The 25,050-nt window shown below is 72.2% G+C and carries 25 protein-coding genes; 13 read left to right on the top strand and 12 right to left on the bottom strand.

Going from position 1 to position 25,050, the window contains the following annotated elements:
- Positions 1-67: 67 nt before the first annotated feature.
- Positions 68-1,261, bottom strand: coding sequence for an argininosuccinate synthase (locus ACIGA3_RS19840; protein ID WP_399717170.1), 1,194 nt, complete (start codon positions 1,259-1,261; stop codon positions 68-70).
- A gap of 91 nt (positions 1,262-1,352) precedes the next feature.
- Between ACIGA3_RS19840 and ACIGA3_RS19835 the strand changes: the two genes are divergently transcribed.
- From ACIGA3_RS19835 to ACIGA3_RS19815, 5 genes are all read left to right on the top strand, one after another.
- A complete protein-coding gene (locus ACIGA3_RS19835) occupies positions 1,353-1,940 on the top strand; it encodes a pyridoxamine 5'-phosphate oxidase family protein (protein WP_399717167.1) in 588 nt (195 codons plus the stop codon).
- A 3-nt stretch (positions 1,941-1,943) separates the two neighbouring features.
- Positions 1,944-2,645 carry a L,D-transpeptidase gene (locus tag ACIGA3_RS19830; protein WP_399717164.1) on the top strand — a complete coding sequence of 234 codons (702 nt, stop codon included), beginning with the start codon at positions 1,944-1,946 and terminating at the stop codon, positions 2,643-2,645.
- An 88-nt stretch (positions 2,646-2,733) separates the two neighbouring features.
- Positions 2,734-4,116: a ferric reductase-like transmembrane domain-containing protein gene (locus ACIGA3_RS19825; RefSeq protein WP_399717163.1), complete on the top strand. Its 1,383-nt coding sequence runs from the start codon at positions 2,734-2,736 to the stop codon at positions 4,114-4,116.
- 16 nt (positions 4,117-4,132) lie between these two features.
- The gene (locus ACIGA3_RS19820; protein WP_399717160.1) at positions 4,133-4,894 is read left to right on the top strand and encodes an FMN-binding protein; all 762 of its coding nucleotides are present in this window, start codon (positions 4,133-4,135) and stop codon (positions 4,892-4,894) included.
- A 55-nt stretch (positions 4,895-4,949) separates the two neighbouring features.
- Positions 4,950-5,690: an FAD:protein FMN transferase gene (locus ACIGA3_RS19815; RefSeq protein WP_399717615.1), complete on the top strand. Its 741-nt coding sequence runs from the start codon at positions 4,950-4,952 to the stop codon at positions 5,688-5,690.
- A 39-nt stretch (positions 5,691-5,729) separates the two neighbouring features.
- Here ACIGA3_RS19815 and ACIGA3_RS19810 read toward each other — a convergent pair whose 3' ends face one another.
- From ACIGA3_RS19810 to ACIGA3_RS19780, 7 genes are all read right to left on the bottom strand, one after another.
- On the bottom strand, positions 5,730-6,269 hold the full coding sequence (locus ACIGA3_RS19810; RefSeq protein ID WP_399717158.1) for an arginine repressor: 540 nt from the start codon (positions 6,267-6,269) through the stop codon (positions 5,730-5,732).
- 7 nt (positions 6,270-6,276) lie between these two features.
- Entirely contained in the window at positions 6,277-7,473 is a 1,197-nt protein-coding gene (locus ACIGA3_RS19805; RefSeq protein WP_399717155.1) for an acetylornithine transaminase, read from the bottom strand.
- A complete protein-coding gene (argB, locus tag ACIGA3_RS19800) occupies positions 7,470-8,384 on the bottom strand; it encodes an acetylglutamate kinase (RefSeq protein ID WP_399717153.1) in 915 nt (304 codons plus the stop codon). The genes ACIGA3_RS19805 and argB overlap by 4 nt, the downstream gene beginning before the upstream one ends.
- Positions 8,381-9,532 carry a bifunctional glutamate N-acetyltransferase/amino-acid acetyltransferase ArgJ gene (argJ, locus tag ACIGA3_RS19795; protein ID WP_399717149.1) on the bottom strand — a complete coding sequence of 384 codons (1,152 nt, stop codon included), beginning with the start codon at positions 9,530-9,532 and terminating at the stop codon, positions 8,381-8,383. The genes argB and argJ overlap by 4 nt, the downstream gene beginning before the upstream one ends.
- Positions 9,529-10,557, bottom strand: a complete 1,029-nt coding sequence (gene argC, locus ACIGA3_RS19790) for an N-acetyl-gamma-glutamyl-phosphate reductase (protein ID WP_399717146.1) — start codon at positions 10,555-10,557, stop codon at positions 9,529-9,531. Before argC ends, argJ begins: the two co-directional genes overlap by 4 nt.
- 98 nt (positions 10,558-10,655) lie before the next feature.
- Positions 10,656-11,705 carry a hypothetical protein gene (locus tag ACIGA3_RS19785; RefSeq protein ID WP_399717143.1) on the bottom strand — a complete coding sequence of 350 codons (1,050 nt, stop codon included), beginning with the start codon at positions 11,703-11,705 and terminating at the stop codon, positions 10,656-10,658.
- 172 nt (positions 11,706-11,877) lie between these two features.
- Positions 11,878-12,207: a deoxyxylulose-5-phosphate synthase gene (locus ACIGA3_RS19780; RefSeq protein ID WP_399717140.1), complete on the bottom strand. Its 330-nt coding sequence runs from the start codon at positions 12,205-12,207 to the stop codon at positions 11,878-11,880.
- Between the two features lie 142 nt (positions 12,208-12,349).
- Here ACIGA3_RS19780 and ACIGA3_RS19775 point away from each other — a divergent pair, with 142 nt between their 5' ends.
- Both ACIGA3_RS19775 and ACIGA3_RS19770 read left to right on the top strand, forming a co-directional pair.
- Positions 12,350-13,090, top strand: coding sequence for a VOC family protein (locus ACIGA3_RS19775; protein ID WP_399717137.1), 741 nt, complete (start codon positions 12,350-12,352; stop codon positions 13,088-13,090).
- 40 nt (positions 13,091-13,130) lie between these two features.
- The gene (locus ACIGA3_RS19770) at positions 13,131-13,259 is read left to right on the top strand and encodes a hypothetical protein (protein ID WP_399717135.1); all 129 of its coding nucleotides are present in this window, start codon (positions 13,131-13,133) and stop codon (positions 13,257-13,259) included.
- Here ACIGA3_RS19770 and rox read toward each other — a convergent pair.
- The gene (gene rox, locus ACIGA3_RS19765) at positions 13,210-14,691 is read right to left on the bottom strand and encodes a rifampin monooxygenase (RefSeq protein WP_399717132.1); all 1,482 of its coding nucleotides are present in this window, start codon (positions 14,689-14,691) and stop codon (positions 13,210-13,212) included. The two genes, ACIGA3_RS19770 and rox, sit on opposite strands and share 50 nt — an antisense overlap.
- 308 nt (positions 14,692-14,999) lie before the next feature.
- On the opposite strand from rox, the gene ACIGA3_RS19760 reads away from it, so the two are divergent.
- Both ACIGA3_RS19760 and ACIGA3_RS19755 read left to right on the top strand, forming a co-directional pair.
- Positions 15,000-15,866 (top strand): GyrI-like domain-containing protein, encoded by an 867-nt coding sequence (locus ACIGA3_RS19760; RefSeq protein ID WP_399717129.1) that lies wholly within the window; start codon positions 15,000-15,002, stop codon positions 15,864-15,866.
- Between the two features lie 272 nt (positions 15,867-16,138).
- Positions 16,139-16,585, top strand: coding sequence for a DUF6314 family protein (locus ACIGA3_RS19755; RefSeq protein WP_399717127.1), 447 nt, complete (start codon positions 16,139-16,141; stop codon positions 16,583-16,585).
- Here the strand turns inward: ACIGA3_RS19755 and ACIGA3_RS19750 are convergent.
- Together ACIGA3_RS19750 and ACIGA3_RS19745 are read right to left on the bottom strand one after the other, a co-directional pair.
- Positions 16,567-17,160 (bottom strand): histidine phosphatase family protein, encoded by a 594-nt coding sequence (locus ACIGA3_RS19750; protein ID WP_399717125.1) that lies wholly within the window; start codon positions 17,158-17,160, stop codon positions 16,567-16,569. The genes ACIGA3_RS19755 and ACIGA3_RS19750 overlap by 19 nt on opposite strands.
- Positions 17,161-17,284: 124 nt before the next feature.
- Positions 17,285-18,718: a PLP-dependent aminotransferase family protein gene (locus tag ACIGA3_RS19745; protein WP_399717122.1), complete on the bottom strand. Its 1,434-nt coding sequence runs from the start codon at positions 18,716-18,718 to the stop codon at positions 17,285-17,287.
- Here ACIGA3_RS19745 and ACIGA3_RS19740 point away from each other — a divergent pair.
- Positions 18,717-19,628, top strand: coding sequence for a DMT family transporter (locus tag ACIGA3_RS19740; RefSeq protein WP_399717119.1), 912 nt, complete (start codon positions 18,717-18,719; stop codon positions 19,626-19,628). The genes ACIGA3_RS19745 and ACIGA3_RS19740 overlap by 2 nt on opposite strands.
- A 19-nt stretch (positions 19,629-19,647) precedes the next feature.
- Positions 19,648-19,845, top strand: coding sequence for a DUF1918 domain-containing protein (locus tag ACIGA3_RS19735; protein WP_381093172.1), 198 nt, complete (start codon positions 19,648-19,650; stop codon positions 19,843-19,845).
- Between the two features lie 29 nt (positions 19,846-19,874).
- Here ACIGA3_RS19735 and ACIGA3_RS19730 read toward each other — a convergent pair whose 3' ends face one another.
- Positions 19,875-21,131 (bottom strand): glycoside hydrolase family 10 protein, encoded by a 1,257-nt coding sequence (locus tag ACIGA3_RS19730; RefSeq protein ID WP_399717117.1) that lies wholly within the window; start codon positions 21,129-21,131, stop codon positions 19,875-19,877.
- A 169-nt stretch (positions 21,132-21,300) separates the two neighbouring features.
- Here ACIGA3_RS19730 and ACIGA3_RS19725 point away from each other — a divergent pair, with 169 nt between their 5' ends.
- Positions 21,301-22,176, top strand: a complete 876-nt coding sequence (locus tag ACIGA3_RS19725) for a 3-hydroxybutyryl-CoA dehydrogenase (RefSeq protein WP_399717114.1) — start codon at positions 21,301-21,303, stop codon at positions 22,174-22,176.
- A gap of 155 nt (positions 22,177-22,331) precedes the next feature.
- On the top strand, positions 22,332-25,034 hold the full coding sequence (locus ACIGA3_RS19720; protein WP_399717111.1) for a tetratricopeptide repeat protein: 2,703 nt from the start codon (positions 22,332-22,334) through the stop codon (positions 25,032-25,034).
- Positions 25,035-25,050: the final 16 nt, after the last annotated feature.

Genomic DNA, 25,050 nt, shown 5'->3' with positions numbered 1-25,050 from the left:
GCTGGGTGTACGACCGCCTCCCCACCCTGGCAGGCGGGGAGGCGGTCGGCCTGCATAACGACGTCGCTTACGCGAGGTCCCGCTTGGCGGCGATCTTCGACGACAGGCTGTAGATGTCGATGAAGCCCTTGGCGGCGGCCTGGTCGAAGGAGTCGCCGGTGTCGTAGGTGGCGAGGTTGAAGTCGTACAGCGACGACTGGGACCGGCGGCCGGTGACGACCGCGCGGCCGCCGTGCAGGGTCAGCCGAATGTCGCCGGAGACGTGCTCGTTGGCCTCGGCGATGAAGCCGTCCAGCGCCCGCTTGAGCGGGGAGAACCACTGGCCGTCGTAGACCAGTTCGCCCCAGCGCTGCTCCACCTGCCGCTTGTAGCGGGCGAGTTCGCGCTCGACGGTGACGTTCTCCAGCTCCTGGTGGGCGGTGATCAGGGCGATGGCGCCCGGAGCCTCGTACACCTCGCGGGACTTGATGCCGACGAGGCGGTCCTCGACCATGTCGATCCGGCCGATGCCCTGGGCGCCGGCGCGCTCATTGAGCTGCTGGATGGCCTGGAGGACGGTGACCGGGCGGCCGTCGAGGGCGACCGGTACGCCACGCTCGAAGGTGATGACGACCTCGTCGGCCTCGCGGGACTCGGCCGGGTTGGAGGTGTACTCGTAGATGTCCTCGATCGGGGCGTTCCAGATGTCCTCCAGGAAGCCCGTCTCGACGGCGCGTCCGAAGACGTTCTGGTCGATGGAGTACGGGGACTTCTTGGTGGTGGCGATCGGGAGGTTCTTCGCCTCGCAGAAGGCGATCGCCTTGTCACGGGTCATCGCGTAGTCACGGACCGGGGCGATGCACTTCAGGCCGGGGGCGAGGGCGACGATGCCGGCCTCGAAGCGGACCTGGTCGTTGCCCTTGCCGGTGCAGCCGTGGGCGACCGTGGTGGCGCCGTGCTTCTGCGCGGCGGCGACGAGGTGCTTGACGATCGTCGGCCGGGAGAGGGCCGAGACCAGCGGGTAGCGGTCCATGTACAGGGCGTTCGCCTTGATCGCCGGGAGGCAGTACTCCTCGGCGAACTCGTCCTTGGCATCGGCCACTTCGGCCTCGACGGCACCGCACGCGAGGGCGCGCTTGCGGATGACGTCCAGGTCCTCGCCACCCTGGCCGACGTCCACCGCGACGGCGATGACCTCGGCGCCCGTCTCCTCGGCGATCCAGCCGATGGCGACGGAGGTGTCCAGTCCGCCTGAGTAGGCGAGTACGACGCGCTCGGTCACGGTTTCTCTCCTCACGTGCATTCGCTGATATGCATGAGTATGCAGAACTCCGCATGATTCGTCAATCGCGGCGGCGGGGTAGTCAGCGGGCATGGGAAAGACATATGAGCGGATCGACGGCCGGCTGCGGAGATTCATCGAGGAGCAGCCCCTCTTCTTCACGGCGACCGCGCCCCTGGCCGGCGACGGCACGGTCAACCTCTCCCCCAAGGGCCTCAAGGGCTCCTTCGTCGTGCTGGACGAGCTGACGGTGGCCTATCTCGACTTCGCGGGTTCCCACGCGGAGACCGTGGCCCACCTGCGGGAGAACGGCCGGATCACCCTGATGTGGTGCGCCTTCCAGGGCCCGCCGAACATCGTGCGCGTGCACGGCCGGGGCGAGCCCGTCTTCCGCGACGACCCTCGCTTCCCGGACCTGCTGGCCGCCTTCCCCGGCATCGACCCGGCCCCGCACGGGCTGCGGGCGGTCATCGTGGTGCGCGCGGACCTGATCCGCGACTCCTGCGGGTACGCCGTTCCCCGCATGGCGTACGAGGAGGACCGCGAGCTGCACGGGCGGCGGTTCGCCCGCGAGGACGACGCCTCGCTCAGTGACTACTTCACCAGGAAGGAGCACATCGCCACGAGCATCGACGGGCTGCCCGGCCTGCCGTTGCCGCTGCCGCCCTCTACGGTCTGAGCCATGCGCCGCCGCCTGGTCACCGCCCTCGTGTCCGCCTCCTTCTGCGCGCTCGGTCTCGCGCCCGCGCCTTCTGACGTGCCGCTGCCCGCGCGCCTGGCGGACACCGGCGGCGGCACCCAGCTCATCACCGCCGAGGCACCGGACACCGGCTCCACCACCGGCACCCTCACCTGGTGGGACCGGCGGCACGGTCACTGGACGGTGGCCGGGACCGCGCCCGCGCGGTTCGGGTCGGGCGGTCTGGTGGAGGGCACCGAGCGGCAGCAGGGCACCAACACCACCCCGGCGGGGCTGTACGACCTGCCGTTCGGCTTCGGCATCGAGGCGGCGCCGCCCGGGACACACGTCAAGTACGCCCCGGTGCACGAGACTTCCTGGTGGTGCCAGGACAACGACTCCCGCGCCTACAACCGCTGGGTGGACCCCCTCCCGACCGACTGCCGCGCCTCGGAGTCCGAGCACCTGGTCTCCTACGCCACCCAGTACGCCCACGCCCTGGTCATCGGCTTCAACTACCACCGTCCGGTGCGCGGGCGCGGCGCGGGCATCTTCCTTCACGTCAACGGCAGAGCGGCGACGGCGGGTTGTGTGTCCGTACCCGCCGACGCCATGGCCCGCGTCCTCCGCTGGGCCGACCCGTCCAGGCGCCCGCACATCGCCATCGGGACGACGGGCGGGGCCACTTCGATCACCGGCTACTGACACCCGCCAGGTCACCCGCCGGGACGCTGAACACTCCGCTCGCACCGCACGTATGTGTGGGTCAAGGGTCAAGTCCCCCGGAGGAACCGTGACCACCACGCTCGCAGGCGGACGTGCCGCCCGCCGCCAGACGATGCGCCGCATCCGCCCGCGCCGCTCGCCGGCCGTCCCACTGCTGCTCGCGGTGTGGGCCGGCGCGGCGGCCGTGTTGTGGCTCTGGTGGCACAACACCCCCTCGATCGCCGACAACGCCGGCCGGGTCCTGAACGCAGGGAGGATCACCGGTCTGCTCGCCGGGTACCTGATGGCGCTGGTCGTGCTCCAGATGGCGCGCGTACCGGCGCTGGAGCGGCGGGTCGGCTCGGACCGGGTGGCCCGCTGGCACGCGATGAGCGGCCGCTACACGCTCAGCCTGGTCCTGGCGCACGTCTTCCTCATCATGTGGGGGTACGCCCTCCAGGCGGGCAAGTCGCTCGGCGACATCGTCCAGCAGACCGTCGACTCGGTGAACCAGCTGCCCGACATGGGCAAGGCGGCCATCGGCACCGGCCTGTTCGTGGTGATCGGCCTCTCCTCCATCGGCGTGGTCCGGCGCAGGCTGCCGTACGACACCTGGTACCACGTGCATCTGCTCACCTACGCGGCGGTGTTCCTGACCTTCTGGCACCAGATCACCACCGGCAACGACTTCGCGGTGGAGCCGTCCGCCAAGACCTTCTGGTACGTGCTGTACGGCGCGGTGACCGCGCTGGTGCTCTGGTACCGGGTGATCGTCCCGGTCCGGCTGAACCTGCGGCACCGGATGCGGGTGGAGGCGGTGATCGAGGAGTCGCCGGGCATCGTGTCGGTGCTGATCTCCGGGCGGAAGCTGCACCGGATGGGCGCGCAGGCGGGCCAGTTCTTCCGCTGGCGGTTCCTGGCGCCGGGGATGCGGTTCAGCTCGCACCCGTACTCGCTGTCGGCGGCGCCCCGGCCGGGCATGCTGCGGATCACCGTGAAGGCGATCGGTGACCACAGCGCGCGGCTGCGCGAGCTGACGCCGGGCACGCGGGTATGGGCGGAGGGCCCGTACGGGGCGCTCACCGCGCAGCGGCGCAGCCGGGGCAAGGTGCTGCTGGTGGCGGGCGGGGTCGGGATCACGCCGATGCGGGCGCTGTTCGAGACGCTGCCGGGGGCCTCCGGTGACATCACCCTGCTGTACCGGGCCAACACCACGCAGGACCTGGCCCTGTGGGACGAGCTGGCCGCGATCGCCGAGGAGCGGGGCGCCCGGCTGATGTACGCGGTGAACAGCCCGGAGGGTGAGCGGCCGGACATCTCGGCGGAGAACCTCCGGCGCAAGATGCCCGACATCGACCGCCACGACGTCTTCATGTGCGGGCCGCCCGGCTTCGCGCAGTCGGTGTACGAGGCACTGCGCGGCGCGGGTGTCCCCGCCCGGCGTATCCATCACGAGTCGTTCGAGATGTGAGCGGAGCTCAGAAGTCATGAGGAAGAGCCACCCCATTCGGCGCGTGATGCTGGCCACCGCGGCCACCGTGTCCGGTGTCGTGCTGCTGCTGTCGCTGAAGCCCGCCTCCGATCCGGCCTCGGCGTCGGCGGCAGCCCCGCCGGCGGCCGCGGCGCAGGAGTCGCCGCAGGGCGGGTCGGGCGGCGACCAGGCGTCGGACAAGGCCGGCACGGTGACCGGGGACGCGGCGCAGACGCCGTACGGTGCCGTGCGGGTCCGGCTGACGGTCAGCGGCGGGAAGATCACCAAGGCGGAGGCCGTCGAGGCGCCCAAGGGCCCGACGAGCGACGAGAAGACCGCGCTGGCCGTGCCCCGGCTGAACCAGGCGGCCCTGGCGACGCAGAGCGCGGACATCGACTCGGTGTCGGGGGCGACGTACACCAGCACCGGGTACAAGAAGTCGCTCCAGTCCGCGCTGGACCAGGTGAAGAAGGGCTCTGCGGGCGGGAGTTCGGGGGCGGCGCAGGCCCGTACGGTCACCGGCAGCGCGGAGCAGACGCCGTACGGGGCCGTCCAGGTCCGGGTGACGCTCAGCGGGAAGAAGATCACCAAGGCGGAGGCGGTCCAGGCGCCCAAGGGCGGCGAGAGCGACCAGAAGACCGCGCTCGCGGTGCCCCGGCTGAACCAGGCGGCCCTGGCGACGCAGAGCGCGGACATCGACTCGGTGTCCGGGGCGACCTACACCAGCACCGGGTACAAGAAGTCGCTCCAGTCCGCGCTGGACCAGGCCGGTGGCTGAGACGGTGGCCGAGCGGGCGGGGACACCGCATGTGCTGCGGCACGCGGAGGAGGTCATGGGGACCGTCTTCTCCTTCGACGTGCGCGGCGGCGACCCCGACGAGGTGCGCGCGGCGCTGGAGACGGCGGTCGCGGGACTGCACCGGGTCGACGCCGTGTTCAGCACCTACCGCGAGGACAGCGAGGTGTCCCGGCTGGCCCGCGAGGAGCTGACGCCGGAGCAGTGCGCCCCCGAGGTGCGCGAGGTGCTGGCGCTGGCGGCCGAGGCGGAGCGGGTCAGCGACGGCTGGTTCAGCACCCGGTACCGGGGGACGCTGGACCCGACCGGGATCGTCAAGGGCTGGTCCGCCGAGCGGGCCGCGCGCACGCTGGCCGCCGTCCCCGGGGTGTGCGGGGTCAGTGTGAACGGCGGGGGTGACGTCCAGATGCTGGGGGCGCCCGAGCCGCACCGGGCCTGGCGGGTGGGCGTGGCCGACCCGCTCCGGCCGGGCGGCCTTGCGGCGGTGGTCTCGGCGGCCGGGGCTAACGAGCTGGCGGTGGCGACCTCGGGCACGGCCGAGCGCGGCGCGCACATCGTGGACCCCCGCACCGGCCGCTCCGCGGTGACCGACCTGGTCGCCGTGACGGTGGTGACCCCCCGGCTGACCTGGGCCGACTGCTGGGCCACGGCCGCCTTCGCCATGGGCTCCCGCGCGGGCCTGGCCTGGCTGGAGTCCCTGCCGGACGTGGAGGGCCTGCTGATCACGGCGGGCGACGAGGTGCGCTGCACCGGGGGGCTGGCTACTCGGCTGGGGTGAGGGGGCGGGGTTCTGTACGGGCCCCGCCCCTCCGTCTCACTACGTGTTCTGGGCCAGCCTCAGCAGATGGTCGGCGAGGGCCTGGCCGCCCGTCGCGTCGCGGCTGATCAGCATGAGGGTGTCGTCGCCGGCGATGGTGCCGAGGATGTCGTGCAGTTCGGCCTGGTCGATGGCCGAGGCGAGGAACTGGGCGGCGCCGGGCGGGGTGCGCAGCACGACGAGGTTGGCGGACGCCTCGGCGGAGATCAGCAGCTCCTGGGACAGGCGCCGCATCCGCTCCTCCTTGGCGGAGCCGCCCAGCGGGGCGCGCGGGGTGCGGAAGCCGCCCTCGCTGGGCACCGCGTAGATCAGGTCGCCGTCGGTGTTGCGGATCTTGACCGCGTTCAGCTCGTCCAGGTCGCGGGAGAGCGTCGCCTGGGTGACGCTCAGCCCGTCGTCGGCGAGCAGCTTGGCGAGCTGGCTCTGCGAGCGCACCGGCTGCCGGTTGAGGATGTCCACGATCCGGCGGTGTCGGGCCGTCCGGGTCTGCGGTACGGCGGGTCCGCCCGCCGCCTGATCGTGGTCCTGCGCCTGGCTCATCGTCGTCTCATTCTCGGGATCGTCCGTCCTCGTCGCTTGCGTCGAGGATGCCGGGCAGCGCCTGGAGGAAGGCGTCCACCTCGTCGTCGCGGAGGTTCAGCGGGGGCATGAGCCGTACGACGTCGGGGGCGGGCGCGTTCACCAGGAACCCGGCCTCCTGGGCCGCCGCCTGCGCCTGCGCGGCGTGCGGCCCGGTGAGCACGATACCCAGCAGCAGGCCCGCGCCCCGGACATGGCCGACCAGCGGGTGGTCCAGCGCCTCGATCCCGGCGCGCAGTGCCTCGCTCTGCCGCTTGGCGTTCGCGAGCAGATCCTCGTCCTCGATGGTGTCGAGGACGGCGAGTCCGGCGGCGCAGGCGACCGGGTTGCCGCCGAAGGTGGTGCCGTGCTGGCCGGGCTGGAGCAGGTCGGCGGCGCGGCCGAAGGCGATGGTGGCGCCGAGCGGCAGTCCGCCGCCGAGCCCCTTGGCGAGGGTGACGACGTCGGGCAGCACGCCCTCGTGGGCCTGGTAGGCGAACCAGTCGCCGGTCCGGCCGACGCCGGTCTGCACCTCGTCCAGGACGAGCAGGGCGCCGGTGGCGGCGGTGATGGCGCGGGCGGCCTTGAGGTAGCCGGGCGGGGGCACCACGACACCGCTCTCGCCCTGGATGGGCTCGATGATCACCATGGCCGTGTCCGGGGTGACGGCCGCGGCGAGCGCCTGCGGGTCGCCGTACGGTACGTGCGTGACGTCGCCGGGCAGCGGGCGGAACGGCTCCTGCTTGGCGGGCTGGCCGGTGAGGGCGAGGGCGCCCATGGTGCGGCCGTGGAAGCCGCCGCTGGTCGCCACCATGTGGGTGCGCCCGGTCAGCCGGCCGATCTTCAGCGCCCCCTCGTTGGCCTCGGCGCCGGAGTTGCAGAAGAACACCTTGCCGTCCCGGCCGAACAGCCGCAGCAGGCGCTCGGCCAGGGCGACGGGCGGCTCGGCGACGAACAGGTTGGAGACATGGCCGAGGGTGCCGATCTGCTCGCTCACCGCGCGGACGATCGCCGGGTGCGCGTGCCCGAGGGCGTTGACCGCGATACCGCCGACGAAGTCCAGGTAGCGCTTGCCGTCGGCGTCCCAGACGGCCGTCCCCTCACCTCGTACGAGGGGGAGCCGCGGGGTGCCGTAGTTGTTCATGAGGGCGCCCTGCCAGCGCGCGGTCAGTTCCTCGTTGCTCATGACTCCCCCGGTGTGTCCGGCTCGTCGGGCACGACCATGGTGCCGATGCCCTCGTCGGTGAAGATCTCCAGCAGGATGGAGTGCTGGACGCGGCCGTCGATGACGCGGGCGGTGCGCACGCCGCCCCGTACGGCGTGCAGGCAGCCCTCCATCTTGGGCACCATGCCCGAGGACAGGTCGGGCAGCAGTTTCTCCAGCTGGGTCGCGGTGAGGCGGCTGATCACCTCGTCGGAGTGCGGCCAGTCCTCGTAGAGGCCCTCGACGTCGGTGAGGACCATGAGGGTTTCGGCGCCCAGCGCAGCAGCGAGTGCCGCAGCCGCCGTATCAGCATTGACGTTGTAGACATGTCCGTCATCCTGGGAGCGGGCGATCGAGGAGACGACCGGGATGCGGCCGTCGGCGAGCAGGGCCTCGATGGCGCCGGTGTCGATCTCGGTGATCTCGCCGACGCGTCCGATGTCGATGAGTTCGCCGTCGATCCTCGGCCGGTGCCGGGTCGCGGTGATGGTGTGGGCGTCCTCGCCGGTGAGGCCGACGGCGAGCGGCCCGTGCTGGTTGAGCAGGCCGACCAGCTCGCGCTGCACCTGCCCGGCGAGCACCATCCGTACGACGTCCATGGCGTCCTCGGTGGTGACGCGCAGGCCCGCCTTGAACTCGCTGACGATGCCGTGCCGGTCGAGGGCGGCGCTGATCTGGGGGCCGCCGCCGTGCACGACGACGGGCCGCAGGCCGGCGTGGCGCAGGAAGACGACGTCCTGGGCGAAGGCGGCCTTGAGGCTCTCGTCGACCATGGCGTTGCCGCCGAACTTGATGACGACGGTGCGGCCGTGGTGGCGGGTGAGCCAGGGCAGCGCCTCGACGAGGGTCTGTGCCTTGGGCAGCGCGGTGTGCTTCCGCGTGGGCGTGCTCATGAGCTGTACGCGCTGTTCTCGTGGACGTAGTCCGCGGTGAGGTCGTTGGTCCAGATGGTGGCGCCCTCGGTGCCGGCGGCGAGGTCGGCGACGATGTGGACCTCGCGGTAGCGCATGTCGACCAGGTCGCGGTCCTCGCCGACCGAGCCGTTCTTGCAGACCCAGACGCCGTTGATGGCGACGTTGAGCTGGTCGGGCTCGAAGGCGGCCTTGGTGGTGCCGATGGCGGACAGGACGCGGCCCCAGTTGGGGTCCTCGCCGTGGATGGCGCACTTGAGGAGGTTGTTGCGGGCGATGGAGCGGCCGACCTCCACGGCGTCCTCCTCGGTGGCCGCGCCCACGACCTCCACCTTGATGTCCTTGCTGGCGCCCTCGGCGTCCCCGATGAGCTGGCGGCCGAGGTCGGCGCAGACCTCGCGGACGGCGTCGGCGAAGTCGTCGTAGCCGGGGGTGATGCCGCAGGCGCCGGAGGAGAGCAGCAGGACGGTGTCGTTGGTGGACATGCAGCCGTCGGAGTCGACGCGGTCGAAGGTGACCTTGGTGGCGGCGCGCAGTGCCTTGTCCAGCTCGGCGGTGGTGAGGTCGGCGTCGGTGGTGAGGACGACCAGCATGGTGGCGAGGCCGGGGGCGAGCATGCCGGCGCCCTTGGCCATGCCGCCGACCGTCCAGCCGTCCCGGGTGACCACGGCGGTCTTGTGGTGGGTGTCGGTGGTCTTGATGGCGAGGGCGGCCTTCTCGCCGCCGTGCTCGCTCAAGGAGGCGGCGGCCTTCTCGACGCCGGGCAGCAGCTTGTCCATCGGCAGGGTCACACCGATGAGGCCGGTGGAGCAGACGGCGACCTCGATGGCGCCGCGCCCGAGGACCTCGGCCGCCTTCTCGGCGGTGGCGTGGGTGTCCTGGAAGCCCTGGGGGCCGGTACAGGCGTTGGCGCCGCCGGAGTTGAGGACGACCGCGCTGACCTGGCCGCTCTTGAGGACCTGCTCGGACCACAGCACCGGGGCGGCCTTGACGCGGTTGGCGGTGAAGACGCCGGCGGCGGCCCGTCGGGGGCCGGTGTTGACCACGAGGGCCAGGTCGGGGTTGCCGTTCTGCTTGATCCCGGCGGCGATGCCCGCCGCGGTGAATCCCTTGGCCGCTGTGACGCTCAAGGCGCGACTCCGATCGTGGAAAGCCCGGTGGTCTCGTCGAGCCCGAGGGCGATGTTCATGCTCTGTACGGCACCGCCCGCGGTGCCCTTGGTCAGGTTGTCGATGGCGCTGATCACGATGACCCGGCCGGTCTCCGCGTCCAGGGCGGCCTGCACCTGGACGGCGTTGGAGCCGGTCACGGCGCCGGTGACCGGCCACTGCCCCTCGGGCAGCAGCCTGACGAACGGCTCGTCGGCGTACGCCTTCTCGTAGACCGCGCGGACCGCCTCCGCGGTGACTCCGGCGCGGGCCTTGGCGCTGCACGTGGCGAGGATGCCGCGTGGCATGGGGGCGAGGGTCGGGGTGAAGGAGACGCTCACCCGCTCGCCTGCCGCCGCGCTGAGGTTCTGGATCATCTCGGGGGTGTGCCGGTGGCCGCCGCCGACGCCGTACGGCGTCATGGAGCCCATGACCTCGCTGCCGAGCAGGTGCGCCTTGGGCGCCTTGCCGGCCCCGGAGGTACCGGAGGCGGCGACGATCACGGCCTCGGGCTCGGTGATCCCGGCGTCGTATGCGGGGAAGAGGGCGAGGGAGACGGCGGTCGGGTAGCAGCCGGGTACGGCGATGCGCTTGGCGCCCTCCAACGCGGCGCGCGCACCGGGGAGTTCGGGCAGGCCGTAGGGCCAGGTGCCGGCGTGCGGGGAGCCGTAGAACCGCTCCCAGTCGGCGGGGTCCGTGAGCCGGAAGTCGGCGCCCAGGTCGATCACGAGCACATCCGGGCCGAGCTGCTCGGCGACGGCGGCGGACTGCCCGTGGGGCAGCGCCAGGAACACCACGTCGTGCCCGGCGAGCGCCTCGGCGGTCGTCTCCGCCAGCACCCGGTCGGCCAGCGGCGCGAGCTGCGGCTGCAGCTCCCCGAGTCGTCGGCCCGCGCTGGAGTGCCCGGTCAGCGTCCCGACCTCCACCCCGGCATGCCCGAGCAGCAGCCGCAGCAACTCCCCACCCGCATACCCACTGGCCCCGGCCACCGCCGCGCGCACCACCATGTCAACCTCCTTCAACTGGCATGACTATACGTAGCTCCGCAGGTTTATGCAATCAGGTGTGCGAAGGAGGGGCTCGGTGGGGTGGCTGCCACCGCCGGCTAGGACCGCGTCGCTCTCCCGCACTCGTCCCCGGAGGATCCTCCCCGCCCGAACGGCGTGCGGCGGTCGTACGGGTCGACCTCCCTGCCGGTTTCCTCCGCCCGGCGGTCGGGGCCGAAGGGTGGGACGAAGTAGCCGGTGGGGATGCCGCAGCCGCCGTTGGTCATGTCGTACTTGTACGAGACGATCGAGAACGTGCCCGGCTCGGTGATCACCTTGCCGGGGTCGTCCCAGCTCAGGACCAGCTCCCGTCGGACGATCGTGCGCACGATCTCGTCGTCGCCGCCCGTGCGGGCGACCGGGTAGACGAAGGTGACGTCGGCGGTCACCTGGAGGGCGCCGTGCTCGCCCTCGCGGTAGGTGAGCGCGCCGCGCGTCTTCACGATGTCGCCGACCAGGTGGGCGCGGGAGGGCTGGAAGCGGCTGAAGAGGAGGAGGGGGTCGTTCTTCTCGCCCGGGGTGCGGAAAGCGGTTCTCAGCAGGTCCTGGACGTCCTTCTGGTGCGGGTTGATCAGTGCGATCGCCTTCTCGGGGCGCGCGCCCCGCAGCACCCCCCGGTCCAGGCTGGACGCGACGAGGAAGTCCCGGCTGCGGTCGAGGGCCCGCCCGACCTCGGCCGCGCTCATCCAGCCGACCGCCTTGGCCTCCTTCGGCATGGTGATCCCCGCCGCTCCGCTCGCCCAGGTCGCCGCCGGTGAACCACGGAACGGGTCCTGAGCGGTGGGGCGTTGGGCGTCCGGCCGCGACGAGTCGGAACCGGTGACGAGGTCCACCACCCGTCCGGGTGCGAGCGCCACGAAGAGCAGGGCCAGCACGGCCAGCAGTCCGACCACGTACCAGCCCACGCGGCGCTTGGGCCGCTCAGGCGGGTGGCCGCGCCAGCCGTCCGGGCCTCTGTCGGGCTCCGTGCGCAGCCGTCTCGCCACCTCGCGGGCCCGCGCCGAGGGCTCCTTGGGCGCGTCGGTGGTACCCGCCACCGACTCGCGCAGAAACCGCTCCCACTCCTCGTCGGACCTGGACGAGCCGTCCGGCTCCGTACCCGCACCCATTCCAGCCCCCTGGCGATCAGTGAACCGCGGCCCACTCCCCTGGGACGCGTCCGCATGATGACACAGGGCGCCGACAGTGAGGCCGGGCCAACTGGCCGATCCAGGTGCGGCCTTCACGCGTACAGCGCCGCCACCGCTCGCCTCCGGGGCGTTCCAGCGGCGTACAGCCCCGCTACGGCAGATGCCGCTGCCCGAGCGCAGCGGCGACCGAGGTACCGCCGCGCCGCGCGTACGCCACCTGCTCACGCACCTCCCGCAGCGTCCGCGGCCGCTCCCCCGGCCCACCGCAGCAGCTCTTGTGGAACCCCACCCCGGCCCGGAGCAGCACGGCCAGCGTCCGCCAGTCCGCGAGATCCCGCCGCCGGGGCGCCGCGAACGCCGACCCGGCGTGGATCAACGGCCCGGCACAACTCGGACAGGTTCGCTGCCGCGCCCTGTCGTACCACTGCTTGTACGAGACACGGCAGGAGAGGCAGACGTAAGAGGTCTTTCCGTGAGTCATCGGGCCAGCCTGGAGATCGTTCCGCGGAGGGGCTGTCGCTTTTCGGCGCGAACGTCGGCCCTGGGCTCGGCCTCACGCACGGTGACCAGCAGACAGATCAACCTCCGGATGCCCTCACGGACCCACGCATAGGATCACCGCCATGGGACTGCGACCTGTGCACGTCAATATCAAGGCGGTTGACGCCCCGGCGGTCGGGCGGTTCTGGGCTGAGGCCCTGGGGTGGGATGCCTACAGTCCCGGTGTGACGACCTATGTCGGGCCTCCCGGTGGGCTCGTCTGGCCGGACCCCGTGGTGGTCGGTGTGGATTTCGTGCCGGTGCCGGGGGCCAAGACTGCGGCGAAGAACCGTACGCATCTTGATCTCGCCACGACCTCCCTGGATCACCAGGCGGGGCTGGTGGCGCGGTTGAAGGATCATGGCGCCACGGCTCTCGACATCGGGCAGGGGGACGTGCCGTGGACGGTGCTCGCCGATCCGGAGGGGAACGAGTTCTGTGTGCTGGAGCCTCGGGAGCGGTACCGGGACACCGGGCCGATCGCGGCGGTGGTCGTGGACTGTGTGGAGCCGCGGGCGATGGCCCGGTTCTGGGGTGAGGCGATGGGCTGGACCGTGCACCGGGCGACCGACGACCTCGTGTTGCTGCGGTCGGCCAACGGCACTGGTCCGTATATGGAGTTGTTCCGCTCGCCCACAGCGGACACGGCGCCCGACCGCGTCCATCTCGACCTGCTCCCCGACCCAGGCGACGACAAGGCGGCGGAGGTCGCCCGGCTGAAAGCCCTCGGCGCCACCGATCTGGACCTCGGCCAGGGCGACGTCCCGTGGACGTGTCTGACCGACCCCGAGGGCAACGAGTTCTGCGTGCTCGCGCTGCCCTGAGGGATCAGTCCTTCACCGCCTCGAGGACGGTACGCGCGGAGTGGAGGGGCTACGGGTGGTGGACGCGTCGGTGTTTCCCGACATCCCCGGTCTGTTCATCGCCTCCGCGGTCTACCTGGTCAGCGAGAAGGCGAGTGAGACGCTGCTGGCCGAGTACCCGGCGCCGTGACCTCGGCCTCGCCGAACCACTTGGGCAGGTGGATGAGCAGGTCCTCCTGGCTCTCCCCCACCCACGCCACATGGCCGTCCGGGCGCAACAGCACGGCAGGCACGTCGAGTTCCTCGCTGACGTCGATGACGTGGTCGACCCGGTCCGCCCAGCCTTCCACCGAGAGGCGGCCGGTCCGGTCGAGGAGCAGGCCGCGGGCGTGGTGCGTGTGCTCGTAGAGGCGCCCCTGCTTCAGCTTGACGTCCCGTAGCCGCCTGCCGAGGAGTTCATGGCCGTCGCCGAGGTCGTAGCGGACGTCGACGGCGGTGATCATGCCGGTGATGTAGCGGTTCACCTCCTCGAAGTCCATGAGCCGGGAGAAGAGTTCGCGCAGCGCGGTGGCGCCGGGGTCGGTGCCGAGGAGGGTGATTCCGGCGCGGGTGTTCTCGAGTACGCGGGCGCCGACCGGGTGGCGTTCGGTGTGGTAGCTGTCGAGCAGGCCGTCCGGTGCCCAGCCGTGCACCTCGGCGGCCAGCTTCCAGCCGAGGTTGAACGCGTCCTGCACCCCGAGGTTGAGCCCCTGGCCGCCGGTCGGCGGGTGGATGTGGGCCGCGTCGCCGGCCAGCAGTACCCGGTCGACGCGGTAACGCTCGGCCTGCCGGGTGGCGTTGCCGAAGCGGGACAGCCAGCGGGGTGAGTGCACGCCGAAGTCGGTGCCGGCGACCGCCCGTAGCTGCTTGCTGAACTCCGCGAGGGTCGGCGGGGCCGACCGGTCCTCGGAGACACCGTCGGCGGGCACGATGACGCGGTACAGCCCCTTCTGGCCGTCCACGTCGGGTGAGAGCCCGAACCGCAGCTGTGTCTTGCGGACCTCTTCCACGACGGCGGCGATCGTCGCCGGGTCCTCGGTGGCCTCCATGTCGCCGAGCAGTGTCTCGACCGTGGCGGGCTCACCGGGGAAGCCGACGCCGAGCAGCTTGCGTACCGTGCTGCGGCCGCCGTCGCAGCCGACGACGTAGCGCGAGCGCAGTTCGCCGCCGTCGGCCAGCCCCACGGTCACCCCGTCCGCGTCCTGGCTCAGCGCGACCACCTCCTGGCCGCGCCGGATCTCGGCGCCGAGTTCGCGGGCCCACGCGTCGAGCAGCCGCTCGGTGGCCGCCTGCGGCGTGGCGAGGCCGTACGGGTGCGCGGTGTCCAGCCGGTCCGGCCACGGCTTCATGATGCCGCCGAAGAGCCCGCCGACCTGGAACTTCTCGCTCTTTGCGAGGAACCGGTCCAGCAGGCCCCGCTGGTCCATCACCTCGACGCTGCGCACGTGCAGGCCACGTCCGCGGGACTGGCTGCTCGGCTCGGCCAGCCTCTCCAGCACGACGACTTCCACCCCGCCCAGACGCAGCTCCCCGGCCAGCATCAGCCCGGTCGGCCCGCCGCCGACCACGATCACGTCAGTCATCCACCCACCCCATCAACGAATTCGAGCGCAAGCCGGATAAAGCGACGTGCATTCCACGAACGCGCCATTTCCCTCACTCCCGGCCGCGGCCGCCCATTCTGCGACACCACCGGGGCCTTGCCGCAAGGCCCCCCGTGCGCTATATCTTGAGAGTGGCAAGGGGTTTCCGAACTCCTTGCCTTCGCTGTTTTCCGGGCAGCCCCGGTCAGTGCTCCGACCGACCACCCGACAGAATCGGGCATGGATTGTCGGGTGCCGGGTTCCCCCTCGCGCCTAGCGTTCCCGGTGTCAAAGGAAGGGAACGGGACGTGCTGGAGCGGCTCAATCAGGCGATGGAGCACGTCGAGCGGGGGCTCGACGGGAGTGTCGATCCGGAGGAACTCGCGCGGGTCGCGGGTACGTCGGTGTATCACCTGCGGCGGCTGTTCTCCGCGCTCGCCGGGATGCCGTTGTCGGAGTACGTCCGGCGCAGGCGGCTCACGCTCGCGGCCGCGGAGGTGGTCGCGGGGCGGGAGACGCTGCTCGACATCGCGGTGCGCTACGGATACGGCTCGGGCGAGGCGTTCGCCAGGGCGTTCCGGGCGATGCACGGCGTCGGCCCGAGTGAGGCCCGGCGGGCCGGTGTCACGCTCAGCTCACAGCCCCGGATGTCCTTCCGCCTCGTCATCGAAGGGAACAGCGACATGCGACACCGGATCGAGCGGAAGCAGGCGTTCGGCGTGGTCGGATTCAAGGCCCGGGTGCCGTTGGTGCACGCGGGGCCGAACCAGGCGATCATGGACTTCGTCCGGGGGATCGGCCGGGAGGATCTGGAGCGGCTGGCGAAACTGTCGGACCAGGAGCCGGAGGGCGTCGTCGCGGTCTGCGACGACCTGGACCCGAGCCGGGCCGAGGGCACGGAACTCGACTACTACCAGGGCGTGGTCACCTCGTCCCCCGCCCCGGAGGGCCTGGCCACGCTGGCCGTCCCGGCCGGCACCTGGGCGGTGTTCACGGTCTCCGGGCCCATGCCGCTGGCGGTCCAGACGCTGTGGCGGGACGTGTTCACGCAGTGGTTCCCGTCGAACCCGTACGCGAGCCGCCCCGGCCCGGAGATCCTGCGCGTGCGGCCGTCCGGGGACGGGAGCGAGGCGGACGCGGAGCTGTGGCTGCCGGTGGAGGGGGCGGACCGGTGAGCCCGCCGGAGGGTGGCCCGTAAGCTCGGTCGTATGAACGCGTTGGTGCCCTACCTGATCCTCTTCGGCGGGCTGGCGGTGGTGCTGGGGGCCCTGACCTGGCCGGCCCGGTTCGTGCGGCGGCGCGGGGGCGGAGGCGGGGTGCTTTCGGCGTACGAGGAGGCTTTCCGGGCCACCAGTCATGTCGCGCATCACGAAGTCAGGGCGCAGGCCCGGCGGAAGAGGCCGGTCGGGTCGCCCGACGGGCCGCGCGGGGGGTCCCGGTGGACGCGGTGAGCGACGGGGGCCATCTGCCCGTTCCCGATGTGCTCGGGTTTCTCGCCGGGCGCTGGCGGGTCACGCGGACCGTGCGGGATCTGGCGGGCGCGGACGAGGGGTACTTCGAGGGGCATACGACCTTCGGGCCGTCGCCGGACGGGCTGTTGCACGAGGAGGCCGGGGAGTTCACCTGGCAGGGGGTGACGCGGCCCGCCATGCGGACGTTGCGGTTCGTGCCGGGGGCGGTGCCGGGTACGGCGGAGGTGCGGTTCGCGGACGGGCGGCCCTTCCACGACCTGGATCTGCGCAGCGGGCGGCACATCGCCGGGCACCCTTGCGCGGCCGACTTCTACCGGGGTGAGTTCACCGTCACCGACGCCGATCACTGGCGTTCGGTGTGGCGGGTCGGCGGGCCGAAGAAGGATCTCGTGCTCACCACGGATTACGTGCGCGAGGGCTGAGGGGACACCGCGTCCAGGCGCAGGGTCCAGCGGCCCGCGCGGCCGGCGACCGTGATCGTGGACAGCGGGCGTACGTCGATGCTCCAGAAGGCGGCCGGGGGTGCCTGGAGGGCGTAGACGAGGGCCGCGCGGATCACGGACGGCTCGGCCACGGCGACGATGCGGGCGTGGTCGTCGCCGGGCCGGGTGTCGAGCCAGCCGCCCACCCGCGAGATGAAGGCGAGCATCGACTCGCCGCCGTGCGGGCTGGCCCTCGGGTCGGCGAGCCAGACGTCCACCGCCTGCGGCTCGCGGGCCATCGCCTCGGCCACGGTCAGCCCCCGCCAGCGCCCCATGTCACAGTCGCGCAGGGCGAGTTGGGCGAGGGGAGCGTAGCCGAGCGCGTCGCCGGTGGCGCGGCTGCGCGGGGTCGGGGAGCAGTAGCGCAACTCGGCCGCGGCCAGCGGCAGCAGGTACCCGACCGAGCGCTGCACCTCGTCCCAGCCCGCCTGGTCCAGCGGCCGGTCGTCCTGGAACCGCTCCGCGTGCGACGGGGAACCGTGCGCTGCGGCCACGAACGTCACCCGAAGTGGCATGCGGTGATGGTGATCCCAGGACGGGGGCCGGTCAAGAGCCATTGCCCCGGCCGGTTGGAGGGTGACCGGAAAACATCGTCCCGCCTGTCTCAACACCCGCATTTTCTCAGCGACTTGAGTGACTTCACCGTATTTCGTCCCACGCCGCCCGCAGCCGCCGAACCCCCTCCGCGATCTCCCCCGTACCCGCGACCGCGGCGAAGCTCAACCGGATGTGGTCCGCCGGGGGTTCGGCGCTGAAGTAGGCGCGGCCGGGGGTGATGGAGATGCCCGCGCGGAGGGCGGCCGCGGTCAGGGCCGCCTCCGTGACGCCCTCGGGCAGGCGGAGCCAGAGGTGGAAGCCGCCGAACGGGATGTGCGGCAGGGCGAGTTCGGGCAGCCGGTGGGCGAGCGCGCCGGCCATCGCCTCGCGCCGCACGGCCAACTCGGCCGACAACGACCGTAGATGGCGCGGCCACGCCGGTGAGCCGACGAGTTCGAGCGCCGCTTCCTGGAGCGGCCGGGGCACGAAGAAGCTGTCCACGATCTGGATGGCGCGCAGGCGTTCCAGTACCGGGCCGCGCGCGGCGAGGGCGCTGACCCGGAAGCTGGGCGAGGTCGCCTTGGTGAGCGAGCCGACGTGCACGACGACGCCGTCCGGGTCGTCCGCCGCCAGCGGCCGGGGCAACGGGGGCGCGTCGGCGTGCGCGAGGCGGCGTACGTAGTCGTCCTCGATCACGAAGGCGCCCGAGGCACGGGCGATGCGCAGCACCTCGGCGCGGCGGCCGGGGGCGAGCACGGCGCCGGTCGGGTTCTGGAAGAGGGGCTGGCAGACGAAGACGCGGGCGCCGGTGGCGCGGAAGGCGTCGGCCAGCAGGTCGGGGCGTACGCCGTCGGCGTCGACCGGCACCGGTACGGGCCTCAGGCCGGCCGCGCGGGCGAGGTCCAGCATGCCGGGGTAGGTGGGTGACTCGACCAGGACCGGTGCGCCGGGCGGGGCGAGCGCGCGCAGGGCGGTGGCCAGCGCCGATTGGCCGCCGGCCGCGATCAGCACCTCGGCGGCGGTGACGGAGCCGCCGATTCCGCGCGCGAACCACTCCCGGAGCTCGGGCAGCCCCTCCAGCGGCGGCCTCCCCCAGGCGCCGGGGCGCCGTCCGGCGCGGGCGAGGGCCGCGGCCATGGCCTGCTCGGGCTGGAGGCAGGGGTGCGGGTAGCCGCCGCTCAGCTCCAGCACGCCGGGCGGCGGCGCGGGCAGCGAGACCATGACCCCGGAGGCGTCCACGGTGCGGGGTACGACGTCGCCGGCGGCGTCTGCGCTCAGCGCGACCTCCTGCCAGGAGGTGTCCCCGGCGGGCGGGGTGGCGGCGCGCGGCCGGGCCCGGAAGGCGCCCGCGCCGGGCCGGGTGACGACAAGGCCCTCGGCGGCGAGCTGGGCCAGCGCCCGCGAGACGGTCACCGGGCTGACCCGGAACCGTTCGACCAGGGCCCGGCTCGACGGGAGCTTTCCATCAGGTGAGTAGCGGTCCAGCTCCCTGCGCAGCTGGTCCGCCAGTTCCCGCACACTGCTACGCTCGTTCATGAGAGCACAGAGTAGCGCTACCGATACGACCCCGATAGCAGTCACCATGCCCCGCGAGCCCCTGCTCCTGGGCAGCGGCCAGGCCGCTCTCGGCGTCGTCGCCTTCTCCCTCACCTTCCCCGCCACCGCCTGGGGCCTGGAGAGCTTCGGCCCCTGGTCGCTCGTGGCGGTCCGGGGTGTCCTCGCGGCCCTGGTCGCGGGCGCCTGCCTGCTGCTTCTGCGGGTGCCGCTGCCCGCCGCCCGCCATCTGGTGGGGCTGGGAGTGGTCGGGGCCGGCACGGTGCTCGGCTTCCCGCTGCTGACCACCCTCGCCCTCCAGACCTCCACCACCGCGCACGCGGCCGTCGTGGTGGGCCTGCTCCCCCTGACCACCGCCGCGGTGTCCGCCCTGCGTACCGGCGTGCGCCCCTCGCGCCGGTTCTGGACGGCCGCGCTGGCGGGCGCGGCGGCCGTGGTCGCGTTCACGGTCACCCAGAGCGGCGGCGCGCTGACCAGGGCGGACGCCTATCTCTTCGCGGCGCTGCTGGTGTGCGCGGCCGGATACACCGAGGGCGGCAGGCTGGCCCGTGTCATGCCGGGGTGGCAGGTCATCGGCTGGGCGCTGGTGCTGTGCCTGCCGCTGAGCGCGCTCGGCACCGCGCTGGCGCTGGGCCACGAGCCGGTACGGCTCACCGCGCACGGGGTGGCGGGGGTGCTGTGGGTCGCGGTGGGCTCGCAGTTCCTCGGGCTGCTCCTCTGGTACCGGGGCATGGCGGCCGTCGGCATCCCGCGGGCCAGCCAGTTGCAGTTGGCTCAGCCCCTGCTCACACTGGTGTGGTCGGCACTGCTACTGGGCGAGCACGTCCCCGCGGCCGCACCGCTGACCGCGCTCGCCGTGCTCGTGTGCATCGCCGTCACCCAACGGTCGTGACCGTGAGGAGGGCCCGAAGATGCGTGCGACCAAGGGCGACCACCTTGTCCAGCACGGACGAGTGGTCGGCCAACACGATCAGGTCACGGAAGTGGTCGAAGTGATCGGCGAGGAGGGCGAACCGCCCTACCGCGTCCGCTTCGAGGACGGGCACGAGGCCATCATGTCGCCCGGCCCGGACTGCCAGGTCCGTCACCACGAGGACGAGACGAACTAGACGAGACGAAGCAGACGAAGGCAACGGGGTCAGCGCGGGGGTCTCGCCGGCCGGCGGTAGTGGTCGGCGACGACCCGCGCCATCGCGCCCAGCGGATCGCGGGCCACCTCCTGGGCGGCGAAGAAGACATGCCCGCGCACCTGCGGATACCCGGCGGCCAGGGTGAGGTGCCGGGACAGTTCGGCGGGGTCCTGCCAGGCCGGGGGCTGCCCGGCCGCGCCCGCCTTGTACAGCGCCTCCCCCACGTACAGCCGGGTCCGGGTACCCGCCGCCTGCTCCGCCCACCAGTCGAGGAGGCGGGCGTAGTCGGCGGCCGGGAAACCGATGTTCCAGTAGATCTGCGGGACGATGTAGTCGATCCAGTGCTCGCGGACCCACTTCCGGGTGTCCGCGTACAGGTCGTCGTACGTCTGCACGCCCGCCTGGGTGTCGGAGCCGCGCGGGTCGGTGGCGGCGTTGCGCCACACGCCGAAGGGGCTGATCCCGAAGCGGGTGCCGGGCCGTACGCGCCGGATGCCCGCCGCGACCTCCCGCACCAGCCGGTCGATGTTGTCGCGGCGCCAGGCGGCCCGGTCGTCGAAGCCGCCCCCGTAGGCGTCGTAGGCGGCGTCGTCGTCGAAGGTCTGCCCGGCGACGGGATACGGGTAGAAGTAGTCGTCGAAGTGGACGGCGTCCACCGGATAACGGGCGACCGCGTCCAGCATGGCCCGGCGGACGAAGTGCCGGACCTCGGGCAGGCCGGGGTTGTAGTACAGCTTGCCGCCGTAGGGCACGACCCACTCCGGGTGCCGCCGCGCCGGGTGGTCCGGGACGAGACGCGTGGGGTCGGTGTGGTTGGCGATGCGGTACGGGTTGAACCAGGCGTGCAGCTGAAGCCCGCGCGCGTGGGCCTCCCGTACGGCGGTGCCCAGCGGGTCCCAGCCGGGGTCGCGGCCCTGGGTACCGGTCAGGTACTGGGACCAGGGCTCGTACGGGGAGGGCCACAGGGCGTCGGCGGTGGGGCGCACCTGGAAGATCACGGTGTTGAGCCGGGCCGCCACCGCCCGGTCGAGGTGGGCGATCAGCTCGGCCCGCTGTTCCTCGGCCGGGAGCCCCGGCCGCGAGGGCCAGTCCCGGTTGGCGACGGTGGCGAGCCAGACGCCGCGCATCTCCCGGTGGTGCCGCCCGGAGGCGTACGCCGGGGTGCTCCCGGCCGTCGTCAGAGCGGCGAGCACCCCCAGGGCGACGGTCCGCCGCGAGACGGCCCCCGCCGGAGAACGCGTACCGGACATCGCACGAGCCGCCATCCGTACCTCCCACACGCTCCGAGTCCGCCCCGTGACGGATCGTCCCGGAGGCACGGCTTGTCCCTACCCCGTCGATCGATCATCGATACTTGGCGGTAACGTGCACGATCGGAGCAGGCACCGAAACCGGACGCCCTGCACGAGCCGTAGAACCAGCGAAGGGGACGATGTGACGGACTTCCGAGCCGGAGACATCTCGCGCGTCGGAGTCGTGGGCTGCGGCCAGATGGGCGCGGGCATCGCCGAGGTGTGCGCACGCGCGGGACTGGACGTGATGGTCGCCGAGACCACGGGCGACGCCCTGGAGTACGGCCGTACCCGGCTGCACAACTCCCTGGCCAAGGCGGCGGAGCGCGGCAAGATCAGCGAGGAGGAGCGCGACACGGCCCTCGCCCGGCTGAGCTTCACCACCGACCTGGGCGAGTTCGCCGACCGCGACCTGGTGATCGAGGCCGTGGTGGAGAACGAGCAGGTGAAGACGGAGATCTTCCAGGTGCTCGACCAGGTGATGACGCGTCCCGACGCGATCCTGGCCTCCAACACCTCCTCCATTCCCCTGGTGAAGCTGGCGGTCGCCACCTCGCGCCCCGACCACGTGATCGGCATCCACTTCTTCAACCCGGCCCCGGTACAGAACCTGGTCGAGCTGATCCCGGCCCTCACCACCTCCGAGGGCACGCTCAGCCGGGCCCAGATCTTCGCGGAGAAGGTCCTCGGCAAGCACGCCATCCGCGCCCAGGACCGCTCCGGCTTCGTCGTGAACGCCCTGCTGGTGCCCTACCTCCTCTCCGCGATCCGCATGTTCGAGTCGGGTATCGCCAGCCGCGAGGACATCGACAACGGCATGGAGATGGGCTGCGCCCACCCGATGGGCCCGCTGAAGCTCTCCGACCTCATCGGCCTGGACACGATCGTCTCGATCGCCAACTCCATGTACATGGAGTACAAGGAACCCCTCTACGCCGCGCCCCCGCTCCTCCAGCGCATGGTCGAGGCCGGCCGCCTGGGCCGGAAGTCGGGTTCGGGGTTCTACTCGTACAGCTGACCTGACCGGCACGCCCCTCCCTCGTCGGAGGACAGCGATCGCCGTCGCGCCGAGCCGCTCGTCGGCCCGGCGCGGATGGCGGTGAAGGCGCTGTCCTCGTGCTCACGCTCGTGTCATCATCGGCACACGCCGCGCCGACTTCACGGGGGAATTCCATGACGGAGCAGGTCAGTTCACGTCGCGCGCCCTATTGGGCCGCCGGCGCGGTCGGCGGCAGCGTGGCCGGGCTGAGCATGACCGGCGACATCATCTTCGACCTCTTCCACGGGCCGGCCGCGGTCGCTGTCTGCGGCGGGGCGGCCGTACTGGTCGGCGGCCTGGCCTGGTACCACTCGGCTCGCCCCCAGACCGAGCCGCTCACACCCGCGGCCGCGCGGAGAGCCCCGCGGCACGAACTGCCCGGTACGGCGCCCTGGGTGGGACGGGAGGTCCTGCTCGACGGCTTGCTCGCCGTGCTCCGGGACGTTCCGGCGTCGCCCGGCGGCGCATTGACCCTCGACCCCTTACACGGGCAGTCGAAGATCGTCGTCATCCACGGGGCGCCGGGTGCGGGCAAGACGGCCCTCGCTCTGAACGCGGCACACCGGGTGCGGGACGAGTATCCCGACGGCCAGCTCTACCTGGAACTGCGGGGCGACGCCGACGAGCCCCGGACCAGCGCCGAAGCCCTGGAGCAACTCCTGCGGCGACTCGAGGTCGCGCACGAGGACATCCCGGCCGGGGTCGCGGACCGAGCCGCGCTGCTGCGCGCCCTGACCAACGACCGGCGCCTGCTGATCGTGCTCGACAACGCACACAGCACCGAACAGGTCCGGCCGCTGCTCCCCGTGGGTGCGGGGTGTGCCGTGCTGATCACCAGCCGCAAGGCGCTGTCCGCCGGAGACGTCGCGCGTCCTCCTGTGCAGGTCGTCCTCCCGGACGAGAACGACGCACTGGATGTCCTCGCGCACTACGCCGGTCAGGACCGCGTCGCGGCCGACCCGGCCGTCGCCCTGCAGATCACACGGTTCTGCGGGCGGCTCCCCCTGGCCCTGCGCATCGTCGGCTCCAAACTCAGACAGCGCCCGGACCTGAGCCTGGCACGGATGCAGGCCCGTCTCGAGGACGAGCGGCACCGGCTGCGGGAACTCGTCCACGAGGACAAGAGCCTGGATGCCTGTCTGGCCTTCACCTACCGGGAACTGGGAGAAGCCACCCGCGCGGCCTTCGGGCTGGTCGCGTCGCTGCCGGCTGGACGGCTCAGTGACTGGCACTTCGCCGCTGTCGCGGGCTCATGGGAGTCAGCGGTCGCGGCGTGCGACGAGTTGATCGAGGTCAGCCTGATGGAAGCTCGCGGTGACGACAGCGCGGCGGACGCCGGCTATCACATCCACGACCTGATCCGGGTCTACGCCGCGGAGCAGTCCGACCAGTTGCCGCCGGACGAGCGGCAAGCGCTGGAAACCCGTCAGGTGCGCGCTTTCCGGGACGCCGTGGTCCAGCTGGCCGCTCGGCGCGCGCCGGAGCTGGCGGCAGAGGTACCACCGGAGCGGACCGGCGACCTGGACCGGCTGCCGGCGGCCTCCTGGGTGTCGGGCGAGCAGGAGCGGCTGCTGTGGGCCATCGGGCGGGGCCGCAGTCTCGGCATGGACGTGGAGGCCGCAGAGATCGGGGAGGCGTTGTCGTACTTCCTCGACGACATCACTCTGCCCGTCGGCTCCGCGAACTGGCTGTTCAGCGCACCGCCCGAGGCCCGGCCGCGGACTGCTGGAAGCCTGCGACGCGCACGTGCGGCCGTGGCGCTGACCGAGGGCGTGCCCGACACGGCCCTGACTCTGCTGACCGACGGAACGGAATGCGGCGGGGCGACGGACCCGGTGGACCGTGCCAGGGACGAGATGGTCGTCGCCCGCGCCCACGCGGCGAAGAGCGACTACCGCGAGGCCCTGCGGCACATGAGCACCGCGACGGACGGGCTGCGGGCCGCCGGCGACTCCTGGCACGTCCTCAACTCGCTGGAGAAGCTGGGCGAGTTCCAGAGATGGCGGGGCAAGCCGGAGCTCGCCGAGCAGAGCCAGCGGGAAGCGCTGCGGCTGGCCGAGGACTCCGGTGACCGTCGGGCGCGGGCCCGGCTGCGGCGGACCCTGGCGGAGACGCTCGGCTATCTGCGGCGGCCGGAAGAAGCGGCACCGCTGCTGGAGGCAGCCATCCACGACTTCCGGGTGCTGAAGGATCGCAGATGGGAAGGGGCCTGCCTCTACGCCCTGGGCAAGATCTACCGCCTCCTCGGCCGCCGCGAGGAGGCCCTTGACCGCTACCGGCGCGCGGAGGAGATCTTCGGGCCCATGGGTGAGCAACTCTGGGTCGGGCGGGTCACCAACGCCAGGATCCGTGTCCTCGCGGGCATGGGCGACCTGGCCGAAGCATCCAGCACGGCCAGGACGGCGCTCGGCGTCTTCCAGCGGATCGGCGACAAGATGTGGTTCGCCCACACCCAGCGGGACGTGGGTTGGCTGCACCTGAAGGAGGGCAGGCCGGAGGAGGCCCTGGCACCGCTGACCCACGCCGTCGAGGTGACCGGGCGCGCGGGAGATGCCTACGCCGGGGCCATGGCGCTTCACTTGCGCGCGGTCGCGTACCGGGACCTTGGCCGCTACCCGGAGGCGCACGCCGATTTCGAAGCCGCCCTCGAGGTCTACCGGTCGGGTGACTACGAGTGGAACGAAGCGGCCGTCACCCACGACGTCGTCCTCGCCCTGCGCGCCGAGGGGCGGAGCGAAGAGGCCGAACGCCTGGAGACGGCCACCGTGGCGGTGAACCCGGTCTTCGTCCGGATGCGCGGGCGGAACGGAGCCGAGGCGGTACCGGACGAGGACTGAAACACATGGGCCCGGC

It is taken from the genome of Streptomyces sp. NPDC085596 (genome assembly GCF_044541565.1).
Lineage (GTDB): Bacteria > Actinomycetota > Actinomycetes > Streptomycetales > Streptomycetaceae > Streptomyces.
The sequence above is the reverse complement of the archived record's forward strand: the minus strand, read 5'-3'. Positions and strand labels throughout refer to the sequence as shown.